Raw genomic sequence first — 24,929 nt, forward strand, 5'->3', positions numbered from 1 at the left:
TGATCCGCCGATTGCCCGGCAACGTCCAATCGATAGTAAGGGCACAACTTATAAGCGCTATGAATGGGATGACGCGCGCTCCACCGCCTCAGCCCTTCATCCGATCGAGCAGTCCGTCCTTGAGGACCCACTGGTGCCAGACTGCCGCGACGAAATGCCCGAAGACGAGCGTCACCATGAGAGCAGCGAACACTTCATGGGCGCCATGTGCCTTAACCGCGAGCGGAAGACTGGGCTCTACCGGGAGGAAGGGGAGATCGAATGGACCGGCAGTGATCGGATGTCGCTTGGGAAAACTCGACGTCACCAGCCAGCCCGTGAGGGGCGCGGCGATCATCAGGACATAGAGCGCACCATGCATCGCGTGCGCCGCCCATCGCTGCGCCTGGCCGTTGAATGCGAGGGCTGGCGCCTTGTGGGTAAGCCGCCAGCCAAGCCGGTAAAGGCTGAGGACGAGGATGAGCAACCCCGAGACCTTGTGAATATCGAGGACGAGATCCTCGGAGACAAACTCGATGTTGGCGCAGAGGTACCCCATCGCCAGATTGCCGATGATCGCCGCCGCAATCGTCCAATGGAGGAGCGCGGCAGTTCGCGTGTAACGCTGGGACGGCTGAGCCGTCCCAGCCGATTCCACGGGACCGCTGGTCACGTCGGCCACTCGGTAATGAACGGACCGTAGTTCGGCTTGCCGCTCGTCTCTTCGGCCACGACGACATTGGTCTGGCGCCCCAGATAAGTAATCTCGCTTTCGAGGATATCGCCCGGTCTCATCCAGCGGCCACCGTGCATCGCACCATTGCCTGGGGGCGACCCGGTCAGCAGGAAGTCCCCCGGCATCAGGCGGATCCGCTCCGACGCATAGGAGAGAACCTGTTCGGGCTGGAAGATCATGTCGCTGATCGGCCAGTCCTGCATGACCTCTCCGTTGAGCTTCATGCGAATCTGGACCTTCGAACGATCAACGAACTGCTTGGGAACGATGAACGGACCTGCAGGCTTGAAGTTCGGTTGATGCTTGCTGACCCAATCATGACCCCAGCGAGCGTCGATGCGGCGAAACTCGTCGACCGTCCCGAGATCATTGACCATCACGTAGCCGGCGATCAGTTGATCGGCATCCTCCGGGCGCACGTAGCGTCCGGTGCGGGCAACCACTGCAGCGAACTCCAGCTCCCAGTCGTGGTGCTCGCCGACGAGCGGAAGCGGAATCGGGTCGTACGCGCCGCAAAGCGAACTGTGCAGACCTGTCCAGAAGAATGGCATCCCCTCGCGCGCGCGCCGGTCGACTTCCTCCAGGTTGCGCAGGAAGAACGCTTCGTCGCTCTCTCCCGGAAGGCGCTTGTCCTGATTGAACTTGTTGTAGGTCATCATCTCCGCGACGTGCTGCCGGTAGTTGGAACCGGTGCACAGCATGTTGGGTCGGGAGACGGGTGGGAGACATTCCACATCGGCAAAGGCCAGATCGGCCCCGGCGTCCTTTGCCGAAATGTCAGCAAGAAGGTCGAGTGCGCGGTCCCAATCCTCGAAAAGCGCAAGGGTATCGGCGTAGTGGCTCGACAGGTCGTAAACACTGCCTGCAGCCTGCACGAGCCCGGGGAAAGTCCTGCCCTTGGCACGGTAAGTGCCGATGCCGAAGCTTCCGTTGATCAATCCGGTGGCTTCGTTGATTCCTTCGGGCCGCAGCGCAGGTTTCGGCTTCAGGTCATGCAAAGTAGATTTCGACATTGCGGTCGCTCCATAGATCCATTTCCATATCCTGGATGGCGTGCAGCCCCGTGGTGGCCGAAGCATCCAGCAAGTCGGTGTCCGAGAAGGTTTCGTATCTGAAGCCGTTCGGGTCCTTCCAAATGTCGAAGACATGGCTGCCGAGCGGGTGGCGACCCACGCCCCAGATTTCAGTGCGCTGGCGCCGGGTCAGCCAACGGTGCGCCACAAACTGGTCTTCGGAATTGGGCACTTCGAGTGAAAGATGGTGAAGCCCCTGCTTGCCCGGCATTCCGAACATGCCCAGCACGTGATGGTCCACATGCTCCGAGCCACGATCGAGGCGATAGAAGCCGCCGATCTTGTGGGCTTCATCGCCCAGGTACATCAGATCGCTGGGGATGAGCCCGAGGACGCTGCGGTACCACGCGTCGGTCGCCTGCCAGTCCTGGACAAAGATGCCGACATGGCCGAGCCGTATGATCGGGGGCGGTCCGAGCGGCGACTTCTCCTGAAAGGTGCCGATCCGCGGCTTGTCGTAGCCCTGGTTCAAAAGCAGTGATGGCGGCAGAGGGTCCGGAGCCCGGTCCTGAATACCGTGCACCAGTGAAATATTGAATCCATTGGGGTCCACCAGATCGACTGCGACCCCACCACCGGGTCCGCCCAGCGCACGCAGAGCGCTCGCCCCGTGATCGTCTATCGCCCTGCCAAGGTCGGCTTCGTCATCGACTTCAAATGCGAGGCCAGAAAATTCTGACTCATCGGCTGCTTCGAGCACGACTAGGTAGGCGTGGCGGCCAAGGCCGCGCATGTACCTCTTGCGCCCCAGTGCCGCCGCTTCGACGAGTCCGAAGTCCTGCGCAAACGCGACCCCTCCTGCGAGGTCGCGCACAGCGAGATGAATATGATGCAGTCCCTTGATCGCCATCGAGCGTCCTCCTGTGAGAGGACGAAATGGCGGAAGCTCTGCTATCGGTCTAATTGAAAGAGAGACTGCTTCCTATCAGTCTTGCCTATAGGTTTCCGAACTTGTCCGAGCAGCGCGCGACAATGAGATTGCGCAACCATTGCATGCCGGAATCCTGCGCCCGGAGGCGATGCCAGTTGAGGATCTGTTCGATGGGAGCAATGGGAACCGGCACCCGGTGCAGCCGGATCGGGTAGAGAGGCAGGAAGTGCTCCGCCAGCTTGCGGTGCATCGTAGCAAGCCGCTGCGTTCCGACGACCGACTGCGCAAGCGCCGAAAAGCTTGGGACCAGCAATTCGATCCGGCGCTGGTCCCTGAGATGCTCCAGCGAGATTTCAGACAGCGCCGGGCGCCGGTCCCGGCCGAATGTTGCCGCAACATGGCCCGCAGCCAAAAACTCGCCTTCCGAAATCTCGTCCGCATATTCGGACCCTGTCCACGATACGAGGACGTGCTCGTCCGTGAACAGCGGCATGCTTGGATGGTTATCGAGGTGAAAGGGCCTGACGGTGATCATAAGATCCGCTTCGGCGCGCTCGAACCGCTCTTCGGTGTCGCTGCTGGGGCGCAGGATCTCGACGGACACTTTGGGGGCCTGCCGCGAAACCTCGGCTATGACCTCCGCCATCAGGACCGTCTGGATGTAGTCGGAGGAAACGATAACGAACCTGCGGGTGGACGTCGATGGATCGAAACTGCCGGGCTGGGTGATCTCGCTGCGGATGAGCTCGAGAACTTGCTTGACCGGTGCAGCCAGCTTCTCCGCCTTGTACGTCAGCCGCATCTGGCGACCCTCGAGCACGAGCAACTCGTCGCCGAAGTAATCCCGGAGGCGGTTCAGGGCGGAGGTGACCGCGGGCTGGCTGAGGAAAAGGCGCTTTGAAGCACCCGTCACGCTCTGCTCGCTGATCAAGGCGTCCAGAGCCACCAGCAGGTTCAGATCGAGCTTATCGAATCGCATATGGCCGCATAGCATCAACACGAGAAATGCGTCACCCGCGGGGTATCAACAGGTGAAAACCCTCAAGCCTCCTCCGCGCGCGGCGCGATGTGCAAGCCAAGCAGGTCTGCCGCATTGAGGCCCAGAATGCGGGCCCGGACATCAGGCTCGAGGTGGCTGTGGAACGCCACGGCATCGGGCTCGGCCATGTCGAACGGATAGTCGGTCCCAAGACACAGGCGCTCGGCGCCATGGGTCCGGATCAGGCTGTCGAGCTGTTCGCGATCAAAGACCAGCGTGTCCAGCCAGATGTTCCGCAGATACTCCGACGGCGCGCGCCTGGCGTGCACCCGGCACTCGGGTCGAACCCGCCAGGCGTGATCGAACCGTCCCCAATAGGCAGGCAGGAAGCCTCCACCATGCGCGACGCAGAGCTTGAGAGCGGGATAGGCGTCGAGCACCCCTTCGAAGATCAGGTGGCTCAACGCGATGGTGGATTCGAGCGGATTGCCGATGATGTTGTCGAGATAGTGCTCCGACATGCGTGCGCCGTGGGTAAAGCCCAGGGGATGGATGAACAGCAGGACGCCGAGTTCCTCGGCAGCAGCGAAGAAGGGCCGCACATCCGGCGATGCAAGCTCGCGACCGGCAATGTTCGAACCGATCTCGATACCGCGCAATCCCAGTTCATCGACGCAGCGTCGCATCTCGGCAATGGCCATCCCGGTGTTCTGCAGCGGCACTGTTCCCATGCCCACGAGCCTGTCGGGATGTTTCGCGACAGCCTCGGCGATGCCGTTGTTGACCAGTTGCGCGGCTTCCCGGCCCACTTCGGGCGGTGCGAAATAGTAATACTGGCCGGGAGACGGACTGATGGCCTGCACATCGACCCCTAGCCTGTCCATGTCCGCCAGGCGCTCCTCGACACCGTTCAGGCGCGATCCGATTGCTGCGAACAGTGCCGCATTTGTCGCTCTGGACGCAGGGGACACGAACCGCAGTGGATCGGGCGCGTCGGAAACTTCCCGGCGCACGTAAGCGTCAGCCGCTGCGACGTTGAGATGGCAGTGCAGGTCGACGACAAGGTCCTCGCCGCGCCGGACCACCGGGATGACGGGCTTGCCGTGGCCGCAGGTCGTCAGGTGGTCGCAGCTCATTGTTCTTCATCCAGCATATTCTGGATTAACCGGCGCACCTTCACCGCCGGCGCATCCGATCTGACCAGAAGTTCGCGTTGCTGCGCTGCAGCCTGTTCAACTCTCGTCTCGATGGCTTCGACCGCGTCAATGTCCTGTTGCCTGATCTTCTTGTCGGACTCGAGCTGGAACGCGTCGAGCGTCTCGTCGTCGAGGCGGAAGTTCCGGCAGGCGAAGCCGAAATAGTGGGTCGATGTCGCTGTCTCGGGCGTGATCGCATGAAGGATGTGCAAGTGACCGAGCGCGGGGGGCACGGTGTCGTGACCGGGCACTTTGGTAAACAGCGGCATGTTGGTCCGGATGAGTTCCGGCCCATAGAAGTCCGTGACGGATTCCCAGTCCGCCAAGCCCTCGTAGCGGTGCTCTGCCCCCCCACATCAGGTCGGCGAAATCCGTCCAGGGCAGCTTGCCGGTGCGCACCAGCCGATAGCTGCGCTCGCGCAATTCCTCGCGCATCGGCATGGCCTTCATCGCCTCCCCTCCGGACACGTGGTGATGCAGATAGGGCAGGTGCGTCAGGTCCATGAGGTTGTCGATGAGCAACTGCGCTCTCGCTTTGATGGTGAAGTGATTTGCAGAGCTGAAGCGCCAGCCCGGCAGGCCGAGGCCGAAGTCCTCGACAGGAGGGATCAGGGCGGGATCACAGCGATCCGGATCGCCCATCCAGATCCAGCATAGTTCGCCGGTCTCGCGCAGCGGGTAGCTTGGCTGGCAAAAGCCGGCGGCCGTTCCCTGGGAAGGAATGCTGACGCACTTGCCATCGGCTGCAAACGCGAAGGCATGATATCCGCACACGATGGAATCGCCGTCGACCCAGCCTTTTGCCAAGGGAAAATAGCGATGCGGACACAGGCCGTACAAGGCGATCGGCGCCCCCGCTTGAGTCCGGTACATGACCACGGGTTTGCCGAGAATTGTCCGTTCGATCGGCTGCCGGCTGATCTCGTCCGAGAAGCCGGCCAAGTACCACCGGTTCCTTACGAAGGTCTGGCCATTTTTGAACGGGTACATGAAACTCTTCCTGAAAGGTCAGGAAAGATAGCCGCTTCATGAAGCCAGATGTAATCGATTGAGGGGTCTGGATGCATCAGCGATGCTGATACATCGACGCGGTGGCCTGCAACACGGCATCCCCACCGGTCGAGGGAGGAACAGCTTTTCGGCAGAAAATGCCTCGCCTCAGGCTGAATGCGCTCTCCCGCCCTGCTACCGCGCCTGCAACGTGCGGAGGATGTTTCTCACCTTCTGCATGAACTTGCCGGGCGCTGGCTTGTAGGCGATCTTTGCCGGCAGGATCATGCGAACCGTGGTTCCGAAACCCTCGGCGCTCTCGATGCTCAGCTTCCCACCAATCGAAAACATGCGCTCGCGCATGCCGAGCAGACCGAAATGCCCCTTGGGGGAACCCTTGGCCAACGTCTCGTTGCTTATGCCGATCCCGTTGTCCCGAACATAGGCAGAGAACTCCCAGCGACCGTAGCGCACCCCGACATCGACGCGGTTCGCCCCCGAATGGCAGGCGGCGTTGTTGAGGGCCTCGCCGATGACGGAAAGGAGATCGTCGATCATGCTTTCCGCGATCGGTCTTGGCGTGCGCTGAACGACAAGCGGGGCAATCAGGTCGGCCGGGTAGATCTCGTTCTTCATCAGGCGATTGAGTTCGCGATGCAGATTGCGGGATCGCTCGTTGCGCAGGCCGGTGACCCTCTCGCGACCTTCCACCAGCATTTCCTCGGCGCGTTCGAGCGCGGGTAGCAGAACCGCCTGTGCATCGGGGTCACCGGCAAACTTGTCGGCCACGGCCTGGAAGCGCAGGATCAGGCCCTGCACGCCCTGGATCATGGTGTCGTGCAGTTCCCGGGCGATACGCTCGCGCTCGCTGTTGCGCGCAGCCATCCGGTTTCTGATGCGCGCCGAAACCTGCCGCAGGCGCATCTCATAGAAGCCGTAGAGCATCGCTCCTGCTGCAAGAACAACCGCGATCCGGAACCACCAGGTTTGGTGAAATGCACTGGCAATGGTGAACTCCGCCACCGCCGGTCGCTTGCTCCAGACCCCGTCTTCGTTGGCGGCAAGCAGCTCGAAGCGGTATCTGCCGGGGCCGAGACCGTCAAAGGCCGCCGTACGCTTGTCCGACGAAGTCCAGACAGCGCCGTCCCTGTCCAGGCGATAGCGAAACCGCAGCCGCTCAGGCACGGAAAGGCTCGTCGCCGTGTAGTCGATCTCGACCCGCATCGTGCCGGCAGGCAGCATTGCCCCCGCAGGGTAGTAAGTGCCGGGCCCAATCCTGAAACCACGCACGATCACATCCGGAGCGCGGTCGTTGATCCGGATCATCGCCGGGTCGATGCTGGAAACGTTGTTGCGAGTGGCGAACCAGATGCGGCCGTCGCCCCCGGCTACGATCTGCGCGCCCGATGACTTCTGCGCAAAGCTGGCCAGGCCATCACGGAAATCGAACTGCCGAAAGGCAACCTCTGCCCCCGGATGGGCAAACGCATGGCGGACCGCTGAGGCCTTGAGCCGGACAAGCCCCGTGTCACCTATGGCCCAGATGTCGCCGGACCTTGTCTGGACCATGCCGTTGAGCGAGCTCGCCCAGGGATAGCGTGTTGCGGACAGCAAGGGCGCACCCGGCCGGAACGGAGCGGAGAGTCCGAGATTGCCGCTGGTGAAAAAGTCGTCGCCCGAAGGCAGGAGACCATCGATGCCACCACTCGGCACGTCGCTGTCGGCCAGTGCGTCGAAAGGACCGCCTGCGAGCTGCGGAGCCATGCCCCTGAAGTGGATCGCCGCGCGGCCATCTTGCCGCACGGCGACGTTGCCGGGAATGGCTTTTGCCGCATCGATCCCGGGATAGGCCGTGGCGGTGCCCCGCTCGACAACCCAGAGTCCCTTCTGCAAGGCCGGAAGCCACAGACGGCCCTGACCGTCCTCGCCGCACGAATTGGCGGCAAAGCTTGCCGGCAAGGCAAGGCGCCTGATCACACGCCCTTCGCGCACGAGCACGGCCCCACCACGCTCGATTGCCCAGATACCGCCTGAGTTCGCGGTGCAGATCGCCTCGATCAACCGCATGGTCAGGCCGACCCGAACCGGATTTCCGTTCAGCGGTATCCGGTACAGCGCATGATCATCTGCGACATAGACCTCGCCCGAGCGATCCGCTGCCAGCATGTGGTTGGTCGCAGGGTCTGCCGGGATACCTGCGGCCTGCGCGATCGGCACCCGGCGCAGCATGTTGAGGCCCATCTCTCCGCCGATCCAGATGTTGCCCTCGCGATCCTCGAACAGCGCGCGCACGGGGTCGGACAGGAGCCCGTTGCTCGTGTCCAGCCGCAGCATCTGCGCCGTCTTGTCCGGCCGGAGATGATCGACCCGGAACGCACCGTCGCTCCAGGTAGCGCCCCAGAAGTCGCCATGGCGGTCAAACAGTGTCCGGATCGCGAAAGGCGTGGCGAAGCCCGGTTGCTCAGGGAGAACCTTCGCGCCCTTGGCGATGGGACGGGTCCGGCTCTTGTCGGTCAGCCATATCGCCCCGTCGGCTGCCTCGGCGAGCGTCGCGCGGGGAACGGTGGCGATACCGGTGCTCTCGAACCGTTCGGCACCCGGCGGTCTGCGGTACACGCCGGTCTCGGTCGTCAGCCAGAGCGTGCCGTCCTTGGAGAAAAGCGGGTTCCAGGCAGGCTCTTCAGGCAGGCCGGACGAGGTGTCGAACTCCGTCCAGCGCCCTTTGGCAAAACGCGCCAGCGACAGCGTGCCCCGCCCCCCGCGCGTAACCCAGATTGCGCCGTCGGGACCTTGCGCGATGTCGTTCACTTCGCGCGAAGGATTGGGCATCTGCGCATCTGCGAGCCGCCCATCGCGCCAGACCATCACGCCCTTGCGCCGCGCCAGCCCGATCCACACAGCACCGTCCCTTGCAGCCAGCAGCCTTGCAACCACGATGCGGTTGGGACTGGACGGAGGTGGTCCGATGCGTTCGAAGGTAATCCCGTCGAAGCGGACGAGGCCATCCACCCCGCCGATCCACAGAAAGCCGTCGCGCGACTGGGTGATGGCATTGATCCGGCTTGGCGCGCCTTCCTCAAGCGACCAGTGGCGCAGCTTGAAGCCATGCAATGCGCCGGTCCCGGCGGCTTCGCGCGGACTCGACGGCGCGGCAGGCAGGGGCGGACCAGACATGGCCACGAGCAGTGCCGCTGCCAGCAGCCGCACCATCGCCGTGCGCGGCCGGTCAGAGTTCAATGATGCCCCGCTTGGCAGCCGTCGTCACCGCGTGGGTGCGATCGTTGACCCTCAGCTTGGCGAATATGCTCTTGATGTTGGACTTGATCGTTTCCTCTGCCACGCCAAGCCGCCATGCCACCTGCTTGTTCGAATGGCCGCCCGCGATCATCTGGAGAATTTCCACTTCGCGAGGGCTCAGCGATTCCTCGATAGCGTGAAGCGCGATGTCCTGCGCCACCTCGGGGTGGAGATGGCGCTGGCCGCGGTGGACGGCGCGAATCGCATCGAGCAGTTCCCGGCGCAGGCTGGACTTGAGCAGGAACCCCGCCGCGCCCGCACGCATCGCCTCGAGGGCCTTGGCATCCCCCGAATAGGTGGTGAGCACGATGATGCGAGCCTCGGGGTGGGCGCTGCGTATCTTCTCGATCGCCTCGACGCCGTTCATCCCGGGCATGCGCAGGTCCATCAGGACGATATCGGGTCGCAAATCGTCATAGAGTTGCACGGCCTGCGCACCCGTTTCGGCCTCCCCGGCGACTTCCATGTCCTTTTGCAACGAGAGGATCGCCGCCACGCCTTCGCGCAGGATCGGGTGATCGTCCGCCACGAGGATGCGGATCGGGTCAGCGTTCCCCGCCGGCATGTGCAAAGTCTTCCCCTGTAGATGCTGCCCGCACCCCGCCAGCTCCGGCAAGTGCTTGTCACAGCGCGAAGATTATCACGATCCCGTGGTGGTTGGTAGCCACCCGAAAGCGGGCCAAAGGTTCCCCCGACCGGGTGTTTCCCCATGGTCCGAAGCGGATCAACCTTGTGGCACAACAAGGGGAACCGACATGGCTGACGAACCAGCGCATCCGCGCATCGCATTGGAACGGCGCGAATTTCTTGCGGCCGGATCACTTGCGGCAGCGCTCACCGCCATGCCGTCCCTCGCACTTTCCAAGGACACGCCCGCTTCAGGAGAACGCAGGATGGGTACGATCACCACCAAGGACGGCACGCAGATCTTCTACAAGGACTGGGGACCGAAGGATGCGCAAGCCATCATGTTCCACCACGGCTGGCCGCTAAGCGCGGACGACTGGGACAACCAGATGCTGTTCTTCCTCTCCAAGGGCTTCCGCGTCATCGCGCATGACCGGCGGGGCCATGGCCGCTCGACCCAGACCGACACCGGCAACGAGATGGACACTTACGCCGCCGACGTCGCCGCGCTGACCGATCATCTCGACTTGCGCGGCGCGGTACATGTCGGCCATTCCACTGGCGGCGGCGAAGTGGCGCACTATGCCGCCCGCGCACGTCCCGGCCGCGTGGCCAAGGCCGTGCTGATCGGTGCCGTACCGCCGATAATGCTCAAGACGCCAGCCAATCCCGGCGGCCTGCCGATGGACGTGTTCGACGGCTTCCGCGCGGCGCTCGTCGCCAACCGCGCACAGTTCTTCCGCGATGTGCCGACCGGCCCGTTCTACGGCTTCAACCGTCCGGGCGCGAAAGTCAGCCAGGGCCTGATCGACAACTGGTGGCGCCAGGGCATGATGGGCGGTGCCAAGGCGCACTATGATTGCATCAAGGCCTTCTCGGAGACCGACTTCACCGAGGACCTCAGGAAAATCGACGTGCCGGTGCTGATCATGCACGGCGAGGACGATCAGATCGTTCCCATCGCCGATTCTGCGCATCTCGCAATCAAGCTGGTCAGGAAGGGCACGCTCAAGACCTATCCGGGCCTGCCCCACGGCATGGCCTCGACCCACCCGGACGTGATCAACGCCGATCTGCTCGCGTTCATCAAGGCCTGATGCGATGACCTACACCAGCCGCATCGACCTGTCCGAACACGTGCGCAAGCACGCCTGCGCCCTGCTGCAGGCCCGCCTGTCCGACGCGCTCGATCTGGAAGCGCAGGCCAAGCAGGCGCACTGGAACGTCAAAGGGCCACACTTCCTCCAGCTGCACCAGCTGTTCGACAGCGTGCACGACGAGATCGAGCAGTTCGTCGACCTGCTCGCCGAACGCATCACCACGCTCGGGCACGTCGCGGACGGGCGCGTCAACACCACCGCTTCGGCCACCACACTCTATGGCTACCCGCTCGAAGCCACGGGCGGCGAGGCGCACCTCAAGGCGCTCTCCGCCAGCATTGGCGCGTTCGGCAAGGCCGTGCGCGCGGCGATCGATCAGGCTGGCGTGATCGGCGATGCCGATACTGCAGACCTGTTCACCCAGGTCTCGCGCGAGACCGACAAGCAGCTCTGGTTCCTCGAAGCCCACCTCCAGGCCCACTGACCTCTCACTCCCAAGGAGATTCCCATGTCCTTCCGATCCAAGACGCTGATCAACGCCGACGACACGCTGTTCATCTTCATCGACCACCAGCCGCAGATGGCGTTCGGCGTCACCAGCATCGACCGCCAGACGCTCAAGAACAACACCGTGGCGCTGGCCAAGTCGGCCAAACTCTTCAACGTGCCGATCATCCTGACCGCGGTCGAGACCGAGTCCTTCTCGGGCTACATCTGGCCCGAGTTGCTGGACGTGGTGCAGCAAAAGCCGATCGAGCGCACCTCGATGAACTCGTGGGACTCCGATGAGCTCGTCGCGCAGGTCAAGGCCAGTGGCAAGAAGAAGCTGGTGATCTGCGCGCTGTGGACCGAGGCTTGCCTGCTGTTCCCGACGCTCTGCGCCATCGAGGAAGGCTTCGAGATCTACATCGTCACCGATGCCTCGGGCGGCACGTCTCAGGAAGCGCATGATGCGGCAATCCGCCGCATGGTACAGGCCGGCGCGCATTCGCTGACCACCATCAACGCCCTGCTCGAACTCCAGCGCGACTGGGCGCATCGCGATACCTACAACGGCGTGATGGACATCGTGCGCGAGCACCTCGGTGCCTACGGCATGGGCGTCGATTACGCCTACACCATGGTCCACAAGGCCCCGCAGCGCGGCGCGTTCCCGCACGAAGCACCCCACCCCGAAGGCCATTGATCTCCCCAAGGCCCAAGGGAGCCTCCTGCCCATGAAACCCTATCTCGTAGCCCTCGGCATCGGACTTCTGGTCGGTGCGCTCTACAGCCTGCTCGGCACGCGATCGCCCGCCCCTCCTGCGGTCGCCTTGCTGGGCTTGCTCGGCATGTTGCTGGGCGAACAGGCCGTGCCGCTCGCGAAACGGGTGATCCATGGGCAGGAGGTTGCTTCGTTCTGGAAGACCACATGCGCCGAACGGGTGACCGGCCTCCCGCCTGCGCCGGACGAAAAGCCATGAGCGCCACGCGCCGCGATACGCTCGCCGGGGCTCTTGGCGCCTCGGCCCTTTCCCTGCTCCCCGGCCTCGCCCGCGCCACCGACAGAAAGCCCAGCACCATGCGCGACGACCTGATCATCGTGAACGCCCTCGTCACCACGCTCGACCGCGAGAACCCCCGCGCCGAGGCCGTGGCGATCCGCGATGGACGTTTTCTGGCGGTTGGCCCCGAGGCCGAAGTGCGCGCCGCTGCACCCGATGCGACCGTGATCGACGCGCGCGGACGCCGGATGATCCCCGGACTTATCGACAGCCATATGCACATCATTCGGGGCGGGCTGAACTTCAACATGGAGCTGCGCTGGGACGGCGTGCCGACGCTCGCCGATGCCATGGCGATGCTGAAAGCCCAGGTTGACCGCACGCCTGCACCGCAATGGGTGCGCGTCGTTGGCGGCTTCACCGAGCACCAGTTTGCCGAAAAGCGCCTGCCCACGCTTGCCGAGCTAAACGCTGTCGCCCCCGATACGCCGGTATTCATCCTCCACCTTTACGACCGCGCCCTGCTCAATGCCGCAGCGCTGCGCGTGGTCGGCTATGGCAAGGACACGCCCAATCCTCCGGGCGGAGAGATCGTGCGCGATGCCGCCGGCAATCCCACCGGGCTGCTGCTCGCCCAGCCCAACGCGACGATCCTCTATTCGACGCTGGCCAAGGGGCCGAAGCTGCCCGAGGACTACCAGATCAATTCCACCCGCCACTTCATGCGGGAGGTCAATTCGTTGGGCGTGACCAGTGTGATCGACGCGGGCGGCGGTTTCCAGAACTACCCGGACGATTACCGCGTGATCGAGAAGCTGCATGACGACGGGCAACTGACCGTGCGCATCAGCTACAACCTGTTCACCCAGAAACCGAAGGAAGAGCTTGCCGACTTTGCCGGTTGGGTAAAGCAGGTCAAGCCGGGGCAGGGCGACGATACCTACCGCCACAACGGCGCGGGCGAGATGCTGGTCTATTCCGCCGCCGACTTCGAGGACTTCCGCGTGGCGCGGCCCGACATGCCGCCCTCGATGGAAGGCGATCTCGAACCCGTCATCCGCCTGCTGGCCGAGAACCGCTGGCCGTGGCGCCTGCACGCCACCTACGACGAGACCATCGGTCGCGCGCTCGACATTTATGAGAAGGTCAACCGCGACGTGCCCCTCCAAGGCATCAACTGGTTCTTCGACCACGCCGAGACGATCAGTGAACGCAACATCGACCGCATCGCCGCGCTGGGTGGCGGTATCGCCGTGCAGCACCGCATGGCCTATCAGGGCGAATACTTCGTCGAGCGTTATGGCCGCCGCGCAGCCGAACGCACCCCGCCCATCGCCCGGATGATCGCTGCTGGCCTGCCAGTCGGTGCAGGCACCGATGCCACCCGCGTTGCCAGCTACAACCCGTGGGTCTCGCTCTCGTGGCTGGTCACCGGGCGCACCGTCGGCGGTCTTTCGCTCTATCCTGGCGCCAACCGCGTTGCCCGTGAAAAGGCGCTGGCGATGTGGACGCACGAAAACACCTGGTTCTCCAGCGAAACGGGCAAGAAGGGCCAGATCAAGGCCGGGCAGCTTGCCGATTGCGCCCTGCTTTCGGCGGACTACTTCACCGTGCCCGACGAGGACATCCCGCACATCCGCGCCGTGCTCACCCTGCTGGGCGGAAAGATCGTGCATGGCGAAGGCGATTTCGGACCACTAGCCCCGGCATTGCCTGCCCCCATGCCGGACTGGTCCCCGGTCCGCACCTTTGGAGGCTACTACCGAGAGCCGCAAACGGCGGCGAAGATGGCCAGCGCCTGCGGTTGCGCCACGGCCTGCGGCGTGCACGGCCACGACCACGCCGCAGCGCTCGCCTCCAGTGTCCCGTCTTCTGACGTGCAAAGCTTCTGGGGCGCGCTGGGCTGTGGCTGCTGGGCGGTCTGATCCCATGCGCGATGCCGAACCCCGCCTGATCCACGCCGTGCTCGACTGGCCGCCGACATGGTTCCTCGCCCGGCTGCTGCTGGTCGGGGCCTACCTTATCGGCGGGCTGGTCAAGCTGGCCGACTGGCCTGCAGCCGTCGCAGAGCAGGCGCATTTCGGCATGAATCCGCCAGCGCTCTGGGCGGGTCTGACCATCGCGGTCGAAATCGTCGGCCCCATGCTGATCCTGTGGGGCCGGATGGTCTGGCTTGGGGCCGGGATGCTCGGCACGTTCACCTTGCTCGCAGCCTTCGTCGCCAACGCCTTCTGGACCATGGCCGGCCAGGAGCGCTTCGCGGCGACCAACGCCTTCTTCGAGCATGTCGGCCTTGTCGGAGGGTTCATTCTCGCCGCGCTGGTTGCCGAGCAGGCCCGGAGACAACGAAGACCTTGACCGTTTCCCGGGTGCGCGAAGGAGATAACATGAATCAGAGCGTGCCACTCAAGACGCCGGCGCCACTGTTCCGCCTGCTTCTCGTTCTCTCGGCCACGACCGGCATGGTCGATGCGGCCAGCATCCTGGGCATGGACAAGGTCTTCACCGCCAACATGACGGGCAACGTCGTGTTCCTTGCCTTCGCTGCGGTCGGCACGCCCGGATTCCATCCCCTAAGCTATGTCGTGGCGCTTGCCACCTTCATGGCAGGCGCCGCCATCGCGGGCCGCTTGTGGCGCAGCGATGGCACGCCCCGGCTCAACCACTGGCTGGTCCTCGCCGCGTCGATCGAAAGTTGCCTGCTGTTCCTCGCCGGCCTGCTTGGCATCTATGCCGCGCGAGCAGATGCGCCCGTCGCCCTGTTGCTGCCCTGCATCATTGCCCTGACCGCAGGCGCGATGGGCTTCCGCAATGCCGTCGTGCGGCAGCTCAAGGTGCCTGACCTCACCACAACCGTTCTGACCCTGACGATCACCGGCATAGCGGCGGATTCCCGCTCGGCGTCCGGCACGACATCAAACCTTCCCGCGCGGCTTGGTGCCGTCCTCGCCATCGTTGCCGGTGCCGCAGCCGGTGCCCTGCTCTTTCACGCCCTCGGCCTCGGCCCAACCTTGCTGCTAACAGGCGGCGTCGTGCTCGTCGCCACGACGATTTTCGTGCGGCATCCGCAAATGGCCGAACTGCAGCGAAAATGATCGGTCGCCTGATCGTCCTGACTGGCCTCGCCCTCGCGACACCCGCGCTCGCCGATGTGCCGGATCGCACGAATCTTCGCTACGACGAGGATTGGTCGCTCCAGCCCGCCGGTCTGAAGAACCTCCCGCTCGATGAACAGGGCGCAGGGCGACTGACTCTCGGCTTGGAGGCCCGCGCGCGGCAGGAGAGTTATGCCAACAGCCTCTGGGGCGATGCGCCTGATGACGGGTATCTGTGGCTGCGGCTGATGCCCCTCGCCGATCTTCATGCTGGTCCGGTACGCGCCTTCGTCCAGCCGATCATCGGCTACGCCCGAGGCGTCAATGGCGGGAACGGGCCTGCCGATCAGACCGGTATCGACCTGCTGCAGGGCTTCGCCGACCTCAACCTGTCTCTCGGCGAAGGCACGAAGCTCACCCTGCGCGGCGGGCGGGAACTGGTCGCGCTCGGGTCGGAACGTCTGATCGGCAGGCGCTATGGTCCGAACATCCCGCAACCCTTCGATGGCGTCCGCGCGACTTCCGATTTGGGCCGGTTGCGCCTCGACCTGATGGACTTGCGCGCCGTCGAGATAAAGCCGGGCGATTTCGACGATCACGCCTCCGACCGGCGGCGACTGCGCGCGGTCTATGCCACACTCAAACCCACTCCTGACGCGGCAGTCGATCTCTACTGGATCGGATACCGCAACAAGACCACCCGTTACGGCACCGTGACTGGAGCGGAACGGCGCGACACTTTCGGCCTACGCCTGTTCGGCCACCATTCCATCGGCCGCCATGCCCGTCTGGCATGGAACTGGGAAACCATGATCCAGCGCGGCACTTTTGCCAACAAGAGCATCCGCGCATGGTCGCAAGCAACCGAAACCGCGATCAGCTTTCCCGACACGAAACTCCGGCCTCGCCTTCGTCTGCGCGCAAACTACGCCAGTGGCGACAGAAGCCCGGACGACCACGTGCTGGGAACCTTCAACGCCCTGTTCCCCAAGGGCCGTTACTTCGGAGAACTGACGCCAATCGGCCCGCGCAACATCTTCAACGTGAACCCCAGCATCGACATCGATGCCGGTGGAGGGGTTACGCTGGAGGTCTCAGCCGCAAGCTTCTGGCGCGCATCGGTTCGTGACGGCATCTACGACTTGCCCGGCAGCGAAATCCGCGCCGCAAGTCCGTCAACGGCAGGGCATATCGGCAACCAGATCGAGCTCGGCGTGCAATGGAATGCGAGCAGCGTCCTGACGCTGTCCGGCTCCATCGCCACGTTCACGGCCGGCTCCTATCTGCAGCAAAGCGGCCCGGCATCGCCGATCTACATGGCGGGGCTCGAAGCAACCTATAAACTGTAGCCTGCAAGAAGCTCGGGCTCCCGAAAAGGAAAACCCTCCCTTCCCGAAGGAAGAGAGGGTCCCATTTCCAGCAGGTGCTGTTCGGATCAGAACGCAGCAGTCAGCGAAACCACGACGGTCGAGCCGGCGATCGAGCCGATACCGTCCTGGCCGCGCGAGAAGCTCGGCTGGAGGTAAGCAGCTTCGGCATCGCTGATGTTGGTGTCGATGTAGGAAACGCCCAGCGTCAGCGGAGTGCCCTTGATCGCGTAGTCGGCACCCAGCGACCAGTCGACGTATTCGCCGGTCGGAGCAACCGAGGTTGCGAACGGCCCGAGGCCTTCGTTGCCCTTCGAGTAACCGATGTGCGCCTTCAGCGTCAGGCCGGTGTCCGGGATGCCGGCGGCAGCGTCGGTCCAGACATAGAGGTTGTCGTTCTTGTCGCCGGGAGCGGTGTAGACGCCGGCAGCAGCGGCAGCGCCGTCAGCATACCATGCGCCAAGCGCTTCCTGCTTCGGTGCATAGGCGATACCGGCGGTGAGCGATGCCGGGCCGAGCGAACCGGAAACCTTGAAGTAGGGCTCGATGAAGTCGGTGTTGTCGAAGCCGCGCGGATACATGTACCAGGTCGCGCCGACGTCGATCGTGGCGTCGCCGAGTGTCTTCTTGTAGCCGGCGATCAGGTCGAGCTCCATGTTGGCGCCGCCGAAGGTGCCCCAACCGGCGAGGTTCGAACCCCAGGTCCCGATGTAGAAGCCGCTTTCATGCGCGATCGTCAGGCCACCCTGAACCGCCATCGAGCGGTCGGACTGCGAAACGCCGCGGAAGCGATAGTCGGACACGAGGCCGACGCTGCCCGAAACGGTGATGGGCTTGGATTCTTCCGCTTCCTGAGCGAAGGCGGGGGTCGCAAAGAGTGCGAGGGCGACAGGTGCCACAGCTGCGGCAAGACGGAACTTCATACGGAACGCTCCCTGGATAGGTTATCACGTTCCACCTGCGTCTGCCGTGCGAGCGCTTCTCATGGAGCGACGTCACTGCAGATGAGTCGTTTCCTACATCCCGATTTGCTGCACTGCAAGATCGAATGTCGCACGCAAATCGGCTCCCTGCCTTATCGACAGGGAGCCGTGGTATTTTGGCATCAGGTCGCCCCCGCCTGAGGGGGCGGGGCGGCGGGGGCGATGATCAAGCGGCCGGCGTCAGGGGCCGCAGGATGGCATCGGGCCCGGTCACGCGCACTTCGTCCCCCCGCAAACGGCGGCGGGCCAGCCATTCGGTGAGCATTTCGGCTGTCGTATGGTCCATGGCATGAACCCGTTCGAGGTCGACGTGCACAGCCTTGCGCGGCGGAACCTGCTCAAGAGCGCTCGTCAGGCGGGTCAGGCCAAGGAACGTCGCCGCCCCCTCGAGCTCGAGCCGAACCGTCTCGCCGATCGTGGTCTCGCCGACCTTGAATCGTAGATTTCGCAGATGCGGCACGAGTTCAAGCGCTGAAAGCGCCAGGCCGACCAGCACGCCGGTGAGCAGGTCGGTCGTCACCACAAGCGCAAACGTCGCCGCCCAGATCAGGGCGGGCATGAAGCCGTGAACCTCGAACAGACGGCGCACCTGCTTCAGGCTGACCAGCTTCCAGCCCGTCACCACCAGCACCCCGCCCAGCGCCGCCATCGGCACTTCGCGCAGGATGAAGGGCAGCAGGGCCACGAAGCCGAGGATCCACACGCCGTGGACCATGGCCGAGAGCCGCGTCTTGGCACCTGCCTGGACATTGGCCGAACTGCGCACGATCACGCCGGTCATCGGCAGTGCGTTGAACACCCCGCACAGCAGATTGCCCACGCCTTGCGCGCGCAGTTCCTTGTTGTAGTCGGTGCGCGTGCCGTCGTGCATGCGGTCGACCGCAGCGGCCGAGAGCAGCGTTTCGGCGCTGGCGATGAAGGCGATGGCAATGGCCGAGACGATCAGCGATCCCTGGGTCAGCGGCGCAAGGAAGCCCCCGTCGGGCAGGGCGAAGGCGGCACCGATCGAATCGGGTACCACGATGCGGGCAACGTCTAGCCCTGCTCCCCACGCCACAAGCGTAGCAGCAAGAACGCCAAGCAGCGCGCCCGGCAGCAGGCCCAGGCTCGCGGGCTTGAGCTTCTCCCACGCGATCATCGTGCCGATGGTCAGCAGGCCGAGCATCAGCGCAAGTTCGGTCGAGCGCAGATCGAACGGCGTCAGGCCAAGGACGCGGGCAGGCATCATCGCCAGATTGTCGATCCCGTTGGACTGGGGCTTGGCATCAAACAGGATGTGGAACTGGCCGATCACGATCAGCGCGCCGATCCCGGCGAGCATGCCGTGCACGACCGCCGGCGAAATCGCCCGGAACACCCCACCGAGGCGCGCGACGCCCGCAATGAGCTGGAGCGCACCTGCCAGCACGAGCACCGGCCCCAGCGCCGAGAGGCCGTTGTCGCGCACGAATTCGAACACGATGACCGCAAGCCCGGCGGCCGGACCGCTGACCTGCAGCGGCGACCCTGCAAGCAGACCCACGACGATGCCGCCGATGATCCCGGTGACCAGTCCCTTCTCTGGCGGCACGCCCGAGGCGATGGCGATGCCCATGCACAGCGGCATGGCGACGAGAAAGACCACGATCGAGGCGGTCAGGTCGCGGGCAAGAAAGCGGAATGGACCGCTGCGCTCACCTGCATCGGCGGCAGGCGAAGTCATTCTGCTGCCTCTGCTGTCCAGTTGTCGATCACCGAACGGCGGCGGGCAGGAAGGGCCACCGGCAGCGGCTTGTCCTCGCGCAGCGGTGAGAACTCGCCGGTTTCGCCATCAAGGCCCAGCACCATCCCTGCGCTGATGTCGACGAACCAGCCATGCAGCGCCATCTCGCCGCGCGCGATTGCTGCGGCGACCGAGGGATGCGTGCGCAAGTGCGCCAGCTGTGCGATCACGTTCTGCAGGCTGACCGCACGCACACGCTCGTCGCCATGAAGGTTGGGCGAGCAACTGGAGACGACATGCTCGGCCGCCGCGCCATGGCGCAGCCAGGCAACGACGTTGGGCATCCCTTCGGGCAGTTCGGGCGCCGAAAGCGCCTTCATCGCGCCGCAGTCGGAGTGACCGCAGACGATGATGTCACGCACGCCCAGCGCCATCACCGCGTACTCGACCGTCGATGTCACCCCGCCATTCATCGTGGCAAAGGGCGGGACCATGTTGCCCGCATTGCGACAGACGAACAGTTCACCCGGCTCTGCCTGCATGATCTGTTCGGGCACGATGCGCGAATCCGCGCAGGAGATCATCAGCGCCTTTGGCGATTGCCCTTCGCTGACGAGCTTGCCGAACAATTCGCGGCTGTCGGGAAAGACAGTCTTCTCGAAGCTGAAGACACGACCGATGAGTTCGTTCACGCAAGGAACCTTTCGTTAAGGCGGGCAATCCTGCTGGATTGTCAAAACCATAACCAAAGTATGCCTCGTCTCTTTCTGTTTCGGCGCGCATGCGTTACGAAGTGTTGCAGGCACCTCAGCTGGTCGCGAGTGGAAAGCGCAAGGTCGCGATCAGCCCACCCGTAGGACGATTGCGCAAGTGCAACGTGCCATTGTCGAGCTGCACCGCGCGACGGACTATGGCCAGTCCAAGGCCCATGCCGGGCGTATCGCGAGAGCGGGCGGAGTCGAGTCGCACGAAGGGTTGCAGCACGTCGTCGAGCCGGTCGCCGGGAATGCCGGGCCCGTCATCCTCGATGACGATCTCGGCCAAGTCCCCGTCCCGCCGCACCGTGACCCTGACGTTTCCGGCATAGTGCAGCGCGTTCTCGATCAGGTTGGAAAGCGCCCGCCGCAACGACACCGGACGGGCAACGATCTCTAGGCTTTCAAGCCCGTGAAACGTCGCATCGCTGCCATTGTCCGCGGCAGTATCGACCAGCGTCTGCGTCATGACCGCAACGTCGACTCGCTCGGCAGGCAGGCGCGAGCCGCCGGTTTCGACGAAGGCCTGGAGGGATTCGAGCATGTGGCGCATCTCGCCAAGGTCAGCGCTCATCCCCTCGCGCGTTTCGTCGTCGAGATCGAGACCCTCGACGCGCAGTTGCATTCGGGCAAGCGGCGTGCGCAGGTCGTGCCCGATAGCCAGCATCGAGTGCGTGCGATTGGTCATCGATTCATAGACCCGCTGCTGCATCTCGTTGAACGCATGGATCAGGTCGCGCACTTCGGCAGTACCTTGCTCGGGCAAGGGCTGTGGCGGCCCTGCCCCGACGGTCTTTGAAGCACGAACCAGTGCGCGCAGCGGGGAAAGCGTTGCCCGAAACAGCACCCATGCCAACAGAACCAGCGCCAGCGTAGGCAACATCAGCGTGATGATCCGACCGGCGTTCAGACTCCAGGCATCGCTGGCGTAAGTCTGGAACAGAACGACGCTGCGGTCAGGCAGAAGCAGCGAGCCGGAGACATTTCCGGCAACACCGACAGGCCTCAGATGCAGCTGAAGGTCGGCATGGCCAAGCTCCGTCGCATCCTCAACCATCTGCTCGCGCAACCGGGAAAGCTGGACGGAACCGGTCGGCCGGGCACCGGACGGCTGCCAGTCGAGCGCGAAGCGGCTGGAGCTGAGCGCCCTGGCCACTTGTCGCCGCTCCGCCACCGGCGCGCGTCCGATCGCCCGGCTGGCGATGACGAGATTCTCGGCCACGCGGGCCGCATCATCCTCGCGCAGCGCAAAGCGGCTGGCACGTTCAAAAAGCAGGGTGTTCGCCGCGAAGTCGACGAGCGCGACAAGCAGCAGGATCGCAAGCAGCCGCTCGGGCAGGCCAAACCGGCGCGCAAGCATCAGGCGCGCTGCACCTCTGCCTTGAACATGTAACCGACCCCGCGAACCGTGACGATCGGCGCATTGCCTCCTGCCGCCGACAGCTTGCGGCGGAGACGGCTGACCAGCACGTCGACGCTGCGGTCGGAACTGTCACCCAGGCGAGTGCGTGACAGTTCGATCAGGCGCTCGCGCCCGAGGACGCGCTGGGGCTGGCTGATGAAGGTTGCCAGCAAGTCGAATTCCGCTCCGGTCAGGTCGACCATGGCCCCGCTCGGCGAATGGAGTTCGCGCCGCGCCATCGAGACGGTCCAGCCATCAAAGCGGATATCGCCGCTGCGGCTGCCGGTGTCGCCCGCAGTGTCGGTGACGGCGGTGGTACCTCGGCGCAGGACTGCGCCGATGCGGGCAACCAGTTCGCGTGTGCTGAAGGGCTTTGGCAGGTAATCGTCGGCACCCAGTTCGAGGCCGAGCACACGGTCTTCCTCGCTGCCGCGGGCAGAAACGAAAATTATCGGCACGTCGCTCTGCTTGCGCAGTCGGCGGAACAGTTCGATCCCGCTGGTCCCCGGAAGCATGATGTCCAGCACCACGAGATCGGCAGGCTCGCTTTCCAGCGCCACCCACATTTCCGCGCCCGTTGCAGCCGTGCGCACCGTGTAACCGTTTTCCCGCAAGGCGCGGGCGGTGAGTGTCCGCAGCGGACCGTCGTCTTCTACCAGTACGATCGATGGAGATTGCATAAGTTCCCAGCGCGATTGCGGCAGCACGGTTCACGATAGCAGCGGCGTACGTGGTGCCAAGGTTGAAGAGCAGTGTCGAACGCGGCAGATCGATTGGATCTGGTGGAATGCCGGCGATTGAAAGCCGTGAAAGGCCTTCAAAGTCCCGGCTTCTTCCAGATGATCCCCATACCGAACTGCACGAACTCTAGCTGGGACGGTGCTTTTGCGGGCAACGGGCGCATTCACGACAAAGTGTTGCTAAAATGCAGAATGTGATCATTTCACTCCGAATTGAGCGAGATTTAATGTTTCGCTATCGCCAAGCCACATCACATGGGCGGTGTGATCGGCAAGATCATCGCCACTGTTGCCATGGCAGAACACGGTGAACCGGCCTCGATTGTCCATCATCCACGGCAACGCTTCGCCAATGCGGTCTGCAGGGATTGTCATCTGGCATGATCCTCGCGGATGTGGCCCGACCGGGCGGGAATGCACGCGTCCCATCGCCACTCCCAGCGCTTCGCGCATCGCCAGACAAAGGCGCTCGGCTTCACCGGCTTCATGCGGATCGAAATAGATGTGGGCGTGATAATCGCGAAACTCTGCCATGTCGCGCTGATGGCTTGCACTGATCGCCAAGGCAAGAGGCGCACCCGCGTCAATGGTGGAGCGCATGGCAGCAAATTCGCAACATCCTGCTGCGTGACGGGTTTGGCAGACACTTGCCTTCCGGGCTTTCACAGGGTCTGGTTCTACGACTATTGTCTAAAAGCCCGACGGCCCGGCAAACGGTAGACCTGTCGGCAAGAGCAAGCATTCGTGAGGAGAGTCTGACATGGGCGAGGCAGTCTACCCGGTCCCGGCGCAATGGGCCGCCAACGCGCTGGTCGACGAGGCGCGCTATTTCGAGATGTACCGCCAGTCGGTTGAGGCCCCGGAAAGCTTCTGGGCCGAACACGGCAAGCGGCTCGACTGGATCAGGCCCTTCACCAAGGTCAAGAACACCTCATTCCACGAGGCCGACTTCGGCATTCGCTGGTTCGAGGACGGCACGCTCAACCTCTCGGCCAATTGCCTTGACCGCCATCTGGCGACCCGCGGCGATCAGGTCGCGATCCTGTGGGAGCCCGATGGCCTTGACGAGCCGCATCGCGCGATCACCTACCGCCAGTTGCACGAAGATGTCAGCCGCTTTGCCAATCTGCTCAAGTCGCGCGGGGTCAAGCGCGGCGAGCGCGTGACGATCTACTTGCCGATGGTGCCCGAAGCCGCCGTCGCCATGCTCGCCTGTGCGCGCATCGGCGCGATCCACTCCATCGTGTTTGCCGGCTTCAGCCCCGATGCCCTGGCGGGACGCATCATCGACTGCGACAGCCGCATCGTCCTGACGGCGGACGAAGGCCTGCGTGGCGGGCGCAAGGTGCCGCTCAAGGCCAATGTCGACGAAGCCCTGCAGCAGTGCCCCGCCGTCGATACGGTGATCATGCTTCGCCGCACCGGCGCCAACGTGAACCTGGTCGAGGGCCGCGATGTCGACTGGGCCTCCGGGATTGCCGGACAGAGCGGCGATTGCGCGCCTGAGGAAATGGGCGCGGAAGACCCGCTGTTCATCCTCTACACCTCGGGCTCCACGGGCAAGCCCAAGGGCGTCCTCCACACTACCGGCGGTTACTCGGTTTGGGCGTCGATGACGCACCAGTACGTGTTCGACTATAGGCCCGGCCAGATCTACTGGTGCGCTGCCGACATCGGCTGGGTCACCGGCCACTCCTACGTCGTCTATGGTCCCCTCATGAACGGCGCGACCACAGTGATGTTCGAGGGCGTCCCCAACTTCCCCGATCCCTCGCGCTTCTGGCAGGTTGTCGACAAATTCAAGGTCGAGATCTTCTACGGCGCCCCCACCGCCCTGCGCGCACTGATGCGCGAAGGCGACGAATGGGTGAAGAAGACGAGCCGTCAGTCGCTGCGCCTGCTGGGCAGCGTGGGCGAACCGATCAATCCCGAGGCATGGGAATGGTACCACAAGGTCGTGGGCGACAGCCGCTGCCCGATCGTCGATACCTGGTGGCAGACCGAAACCGGCGGCGCGATGATCACGCCGCTGCCCGGAGCGACCCCTCTGAAGCCGGGTTCGGCCTCGCGCCCGTTCTTCGGCGTCAAGCCCGCGCTGGTCGACAACGAAGGCAATTTCCTCGAGGGCGCGACAGACGGCTGCCTTGTCATCACCGACTCCTGGCCAGGCCAGATGCGCACCGTCTGGGGCGATCACGAGCGCTTCTTCCAGACCTATTTCAGCACATTCAAGGGCCTCTATTTCACCGGTGACGGCTGCCGCCGCGACGAGGAAGACTACTACTGGATCACTGGCCGCATCGACGACGTGATCAACGTCTCGGGCCACCGCATGGGCACCGCCGAGATCGAGAGCGCGCTCGTCGCCCATGCCAAGGTAGCCGAAGCGGCGGTCGTCGGCATGCCGCACGACATCAAGGGTCAGGGCATCTACGCTTTCGTCACCTGCAACGCCGAAGTCGAGCCCGACGAGGCCCTGCGCAAGGAACTGATCCAGTGGGTTCGCCACGAGATCGGTCCGATCGCCACGCCCGACGTGATCCAGTTCGCCCC

Annotated in this window: 23 protein-coding genes and 1 pseudogene (1 of these 24 only partly in view); 9 read left to right on the forward strand and 15 right to left on the reverse strand. The window is 64.0% G+C overall.

Going from position 1 to position 24,929, the window contains the following annotated elements; translation table 11 throughout:
• Positions 1 to 88: 88 nt before the first annotated feature.
• The 9 genes and pseudogenes from ACZ1JX_RS12835 to ACZ1JX_RS12875 form a co-directional block, all read right to left on the reverse strand.
• Complete coding sequence (locus ACZ1JX_RS12835) at positions 89 to 652, reverse strand: cytochrome b (protein WP_465123937.1); 564 nt, start codon at positions 650 to 652, stop codon at positions 89 to 91.
• A complete protein-coding gene (locus tag ACZ1JX_RS12840) occupies positions 649 to 1,728 on the reverse strand; it encodes a fumarylacetoacetate hydrolase family protein (protein WP_465123938.1) in 1,080 nt (359 codons plus the stop codon). Before ACZ1JX_RS12840 ends, ACZ1JX_RS12835 begins: the two co-directional genes overlap by 4 nt.
• Positions 1,706 to 2,638, reverse strand: a complete 933-nt coding sequence (locus ACZ1JX_RS12845; RefSeq protein ID WP_465123939.1) for a VOC family protein — start codon at positions 2,636 to 2,638, stop codon at positions 1,706 to 1,708. The genes ACZ1JX_RS12840 and ACZ1JX_RS12845 overlap by 23 nt, the downstream gene beginning before the upstream one ends.
• 85 nt (positions 2,639 to 2,723) lie before the next feature.
• Positions 2,724 to 3,638, reverse strand: coding sequence for a LysR family transcriptional regulator (locus ACZ1JX_RS12850; protein ID WP_465123940.1), 915 nt, complete (start codon positions 3,636 to 3,638; stop codon positions 2,724 to 2,726).
• A 62-nt stretch (positions 3,639 to 3,700) separates the two neighbouring features.
• Entirely contained in the window at positions 3,701 to 4,774 is a 1,074-nt protein-coding gene (locus ACZ1JX_RS12855; protein ID WP_465123941.1) for an amidohydrolase family protein, read from the reverse strand.
• Positions 4,771 to 5,103 (reverse strand): hypothetical protein, encoded by a 333-nt coding sequence (locus ACZ1JX_RS12860; RefSeq protein ID WP_465123942.1) that lies wholly within the window; start codon positions 5,101 to 5,103, stop codon positions 4,771 to 4,773. The genes ACZ1JX_RS12855 and ACZ1JX_RS12860 overlap by 4 nt, the downstream gene beginning before the upstream one ends.
• A gap of 178 nt (positions 5,104 to 5,281) precedes the next feature.
• Positions 5,282 to 5,824: pseudogene (locus ACZ1JX_RS12865) on the reverse strand (Rieske 2Fe-2S domain-containing protein); the annotation flags it as partial.
• A gap of 195 nt (positions 5,825 to 6,019) precedes the next feature.
• A complete protein-coding gene (locus ACZ1JX_RS12870; protein WP_465123943.1) occupies positions 6,020 to 9,061 on the reverse strand; it encodes a ligand-binding sensor domain-containing protein in 3,042 nt (1,013 codons plus the stop codon).
• On the reverse strand, positions 9,051 to 9,686 hold the full coding sequence (locus ACZ1JX_RS12875) for a response regulator transcription factor (RefSeq protein WP_465123944.1): 636 nt from the start codon (positions 9,684 to 9,686) through the stop codon (positions 9,051 to 9,053). The genes ACZ1JX_RS12870 and ACZ1JX_RS12875 overlap by 11 nt, the downstream gene beginning before the upstream one ends.
• Positions 9,687 to 10,014: 328 nt before the next feature.
• Here ACZ1JX_RS12875 and ACZ1JX_RS12880 point away from each other — a divergent pair, with 328 nt between their 5' ends.
• The 8 genes from ACZ1JX_RS12880 to ACZ1JX_RS12915 all read left to right on the forward strand — a co-directional run bounded on the left by ACZ1JX_RS12880 (position 10,015) and on the right by ACZ1JX_RS12915 (position 16,776).
• On the forward strand, positions 10,015 to 10,845 hold the full coding sequence (locus tag ACZ1JX_RS12880; RefSeq protein WP_465126410.1) for an alpha/beta fold hydrolase: 831 nt from the start codon (positions 10,015 to 10,017) through the stop codon (positions 10,843 to 10,845).
• Between the two features lie 4 nt (positions 10,846 to 10,849).
• On the forward strand, positions 10,850 to 11,332 hold the full coding sequence (dps, locus tag ACZ1JX_RS12885; RefSeq protein WP_465123945.1) for a DNA starvation/stationary phase protection protein Dps: 483 nt from the start codon (positions 10,850 to 10,852) through the stop codon (positions 11,330 to 11,332).
• A 24-nt stretch (positions 11,333 to 11,356) separates the two neighbouring features.
• A complete protein-coding gene (locus tag ACZ1JX_RS12890; RefSeq protein ID WP_465123946.1) occupies positions 11,357 to 12,034 on the forward strand; it encodes a hydrolase in 678 nt (225 codons plus the stop codon).
• A gap of 31 nt (positions 12,035 to 12,065) precedes the next feature.
• Positions 12,066 to 12,311 (forward strand): DUF1427 family protein, encoded by a 246-nt coding sequence (locus ACZ1JX_RS12895; RefSeq protein ID WP_465123947.1) that lies wholly within the window; start codon positions 12,066 to 12,068, stop codon positions 12,309 to 12,311.
• Positions 12,312 to 12,409: 98 nt separating this feature from the next.
• Positions 12,410 to 14,257: an amidohydrolase gene (locus ACZ1JX_RS12900; protein WP_465126411.1), complete on the forward strand. Its 1,848-nt coding sequence runs from the start codon at positions 12,410 to 12,412 to the stop codon at positions 14,255 to 14,257.
• Positions 14,258 to 14,261: 4 nt separating this feature from the next.
• Positions 14,262 to 14,690 carry a DoxX family protein gene (locus tag ACZ1JX_RS12905; RefSeq protein ID WP_465123948.1) on the forward strand — a complete coding sequence of 143 codons (429 nt, stop codon included), beginning with the start codon at positions 14,262 to 14,264 and terminating at the stop codon, positions 14,688 to 14,690.
• Between the two features lie 29 nt (positions 14,691 to 14,719).
• On the forward strand, positions 14,720 to 15,427 hold the full coding sequence (locus ACZ1JX_RS12910) for a YoaK family protein (RefSeq protein WP_465123949.1): 708 nt from the start codon (positions 14,720 to 14,722) through the stop codon (positions 15,425 to 15,427).
• Complete coding sequence (locus tag ACZ1JX_RS12915) at positions 15,424 to 16,776, forward strand: alginate export family protein (protein WP_465123950.1); 1,353 nt, start codon at positions 15,424 to 15,426, stop codon at positions 16,774 to 16,776. Before ACZ1JX_RS12910 ends, ACZ1JX_RS12915 begins: the two co-directional genes overlap by 4 nt.
• 86 nt (positions 16,777 to 16,862) lie before the next feature.
• On the opposite strand, the gene ACZ1JX_RS12920 is transcribed toward ACZ1JX_RS12915, so the two are convergent.
• From ACZ1JX_RS12920 to ACZ1JX_RS12945, 6 genes are all read right to left on the reverse strand, one after another.
• The gene (locus ACZ1JX_RS12920) at positions 16,863 to 17,717 is read right to left on the reverse strand and encodes a TorF family putative porin (protein WP_465123951.1); all 855 of its coding nucleotides are present in this window, start codon (positions 17,715 to 17,717) and stop codon (positions 16,863 to 16,865) included.
• A gap of 226 nt (positions 17,718 to 17,943) precedes the next feature.
• Positions 17,944 to 19,479: a SulP family inorganic anion transporter gene (locus ACZ1JX_RS12925; protein WP_465123952.1), complete on the reverse strand. Its 1,536-nt coding sequence runs from the start codon at positions 19,477 to 19,479 to the stop codon at positions 17,944 to 17,946.
• Positions 19,476 to 20,171 (reverse strand): carbonic anhydrase, encoded by a 696-nt coding sequence (locus ACZ1JX_RS12930; protein ID WP_465123953.1) that lies wholly within the window; start codon positions 20,169 to 20,171, stop codon positions 19,476 to 19,478. The genes ACZ1JX_RS12925 and ACZ1JX_RS12930 overlap by 4 nt, the downstream gene beginning before the upstream one ends.
• 115 nt (positions 20,172 to 20,286) lie before the next feature.
• Positions 20,287 to 21,594 (reverse strand): ATP-binding protein, encoded by a 1,308-nt coding sequence (locus ACZ1JX_RS12935; protein WP_465123954.1) that lies wholly within the window; start codon positions 21,592 to 21,594, stop codon positions 20,287 to 20,289.
• A complete protein-coding gene (locus ACZ1JX_RS12940) occupies positions 21,594 to 22,316 on the reverse strand; it encodes a response regulator transcription factor (RefSeq protein ID WP_465123955.1) in 723 nt (240 codons plus the stop codon). Before ACZ1JX_RS12940 ends, ACZ1JX_RS12935 begins: the two co-directional genes overlap by 1 nt.
• Positions 22,317 to 22,574: 258 nt before the next feature.
• Positions 22,575 to 22,910, reverse strand: coding sequence for a DOPA 4,5-dioxygenase family protein (locus ACZ1JX_RS12945; RefSeq protein WP_465123956.1), 336 nt, complete (start codon positions 22,908 to 22,910; stop codon positions 22,575 to 22,577).
• 226 nt (positions 22,911 to 23,136) lie between these two features.
• Between ACZ1JX_RS12945 and acs the strand changes: the two genes are divergently transcribed.
• On the forward strand, positions 23,137 to 24,929 hold the 5' portion of the coding sequence (gene acs / locus ACZ1JX_RS12950) for an acetate--CoA ligase (RefSeq protein ID WP_465123957.1). 157 nt of this gene lie beyond the right edge of the window; 1,793 of the gene's 1,950 nt are visible here — the first part of the coding sequence; the start codon lies at positions 23,137 to 23,139; its stop codon lies off the right edge, out of view.

The organism is Novosphingobium sp. BL-A-41-Hi4A-0G, assembly GCF_055521735.1.

Bases quoted from the DNA above. Each gene is read 5' to 3' on its own strand.
- ACZ1JX_RS12840 (WP_465123938.1), bottom strand. From the start codon at position 1,728: ATGTCGAAATCTACTTTGCATGACCTGAAGCCGAAACCTGCGCTGCGG.
- ACZ1JX_RS12845 (WP_465123939.1), bottom strand. From the start codon at position 2,638: ATGGCGATCAAGGGACTGCATCATATTCATCTCGCTGTGCGCGACCTC.
- ACZ1JX_RS12850 (WP_465123940.1), bottom strand. From the start codon at position 3,638: ATGCGATTCGATAAGCTCGATCTGAACCTGCTGGTGGCTCTGGACGCC.
- ACZ1JX_RS12855 (WP_465123941.1), bottom strand. From the start codon at position 4,774: ATGAGCTGCGACCACCTGACGACCTGCGGCCACGGCAAGCCCGTCATC.
- ACZ1JX_RS12860 (WP_465123942.1), bottom strand. From the start codon at position 5,103: ATGCCGCTGTTTACCAAAGTGCCCGGTCACGACACCGTGCCCCCCGCG.
- ACZ1JX_RS12875 (WP_465123944.1), bottom strand. From the start codon at position 9,686: ATGCCGGCGGGGAACGCTGACCCGATCCGCATCCTCGTGGCGGACGAT.
- ACZ1JX_RS12880 (WP_465126410.1), top strand. From the start codon at position 10,015: ATGGGTACGATCACCACCAAGGACGGCACGCAGATCTTCTACAAGGAC.
- dps (WP_465123945.1), top strand. From the start codon at position 10,850: ATGACCTACACCAGCCGCATCGACCTGTCCGAACACGTGCGCAAGCAC.
- ACZ1JX_RS12890 (WP_465123946.1), top strand. From the start codon at position 11,357: ATGTCCTTCCGATCCAAGACGCTGATCAACGCCGACGACACGCTGTTC.
- ACZ1JX_RS12895 (WP_465123947.1), top strand. From the start codon at position 12,066: ATGAAACCCTATCTCGTAGCCCTCGGCATCGGACTTCTGGTCGGTGCG.
- ACZ1JX_RS12900 (WP_465126411.1), top strand. From the start codon at position 12,410: ATGCGCGACGACCTGATCATCGTGAACGCCCTCGTCACCACGCTCGAC.
- ACZ1JX_RS12905 (WP_465123948.1), top strand. From the start codon at position 14,262: ATGCGCGATGCCGAACCCCGCCTGATCCACGCCGTGCTCGACTGGCCG.
- ACZ1JX_RS12910 (WP_465123949.1), top strand. From the start codon at position 14,720: ATGAATCAGAGCGTGCCACTCAAGACGCCGGCGCCACTGTTCCGCCTG.
- ACZ1JX_RS12915 (WP_465123950.1), top strand. From the start codon at position 15,424: ATGATCGGTCGCCTGATCGTCCTGACTGGCCTCGCCCTCGCGACACCC.
- ACZ1JX_RS12920 (WP_465123951.1), bottom strand. From the start codon at position 17,717: ATGAAGTTCCGTCTTGCCGCAGCTGTGGCACCTGTCGCCCTCGCACTC.
- ACZ1JX_RS12925 (WP_465123952.1), bottom strand. From the start codon at position 19,479: ATGACTTCGCCTGCCGCCGATGCAGGTGAGCGCAGCGGTCCATTCCGC.
- ACZ1JX_RS12935 (WP_465123954.1), bottom strand. From the start codon at position 21,594: ATGCTTGCGCGCCGGTTTGGCCTGCCCGAGCGGCTGCTTGCGATCCTG.
- ACZ1JX_RS12940 (WP_465123955.1), bottom strand. From the start codon at position 22,316: ATGCAATCTCCATCGATCGTACTGGTAGAAGACGACGGTCCGCTGCGG.
- ACZ1JX_RS12945 (WP_465123956.1), bottom strand. From the start codon at position 22,910: ATGGCAGAGTTTCGCGATTATCACGCCCACATCTATTTCGATCCGCAT.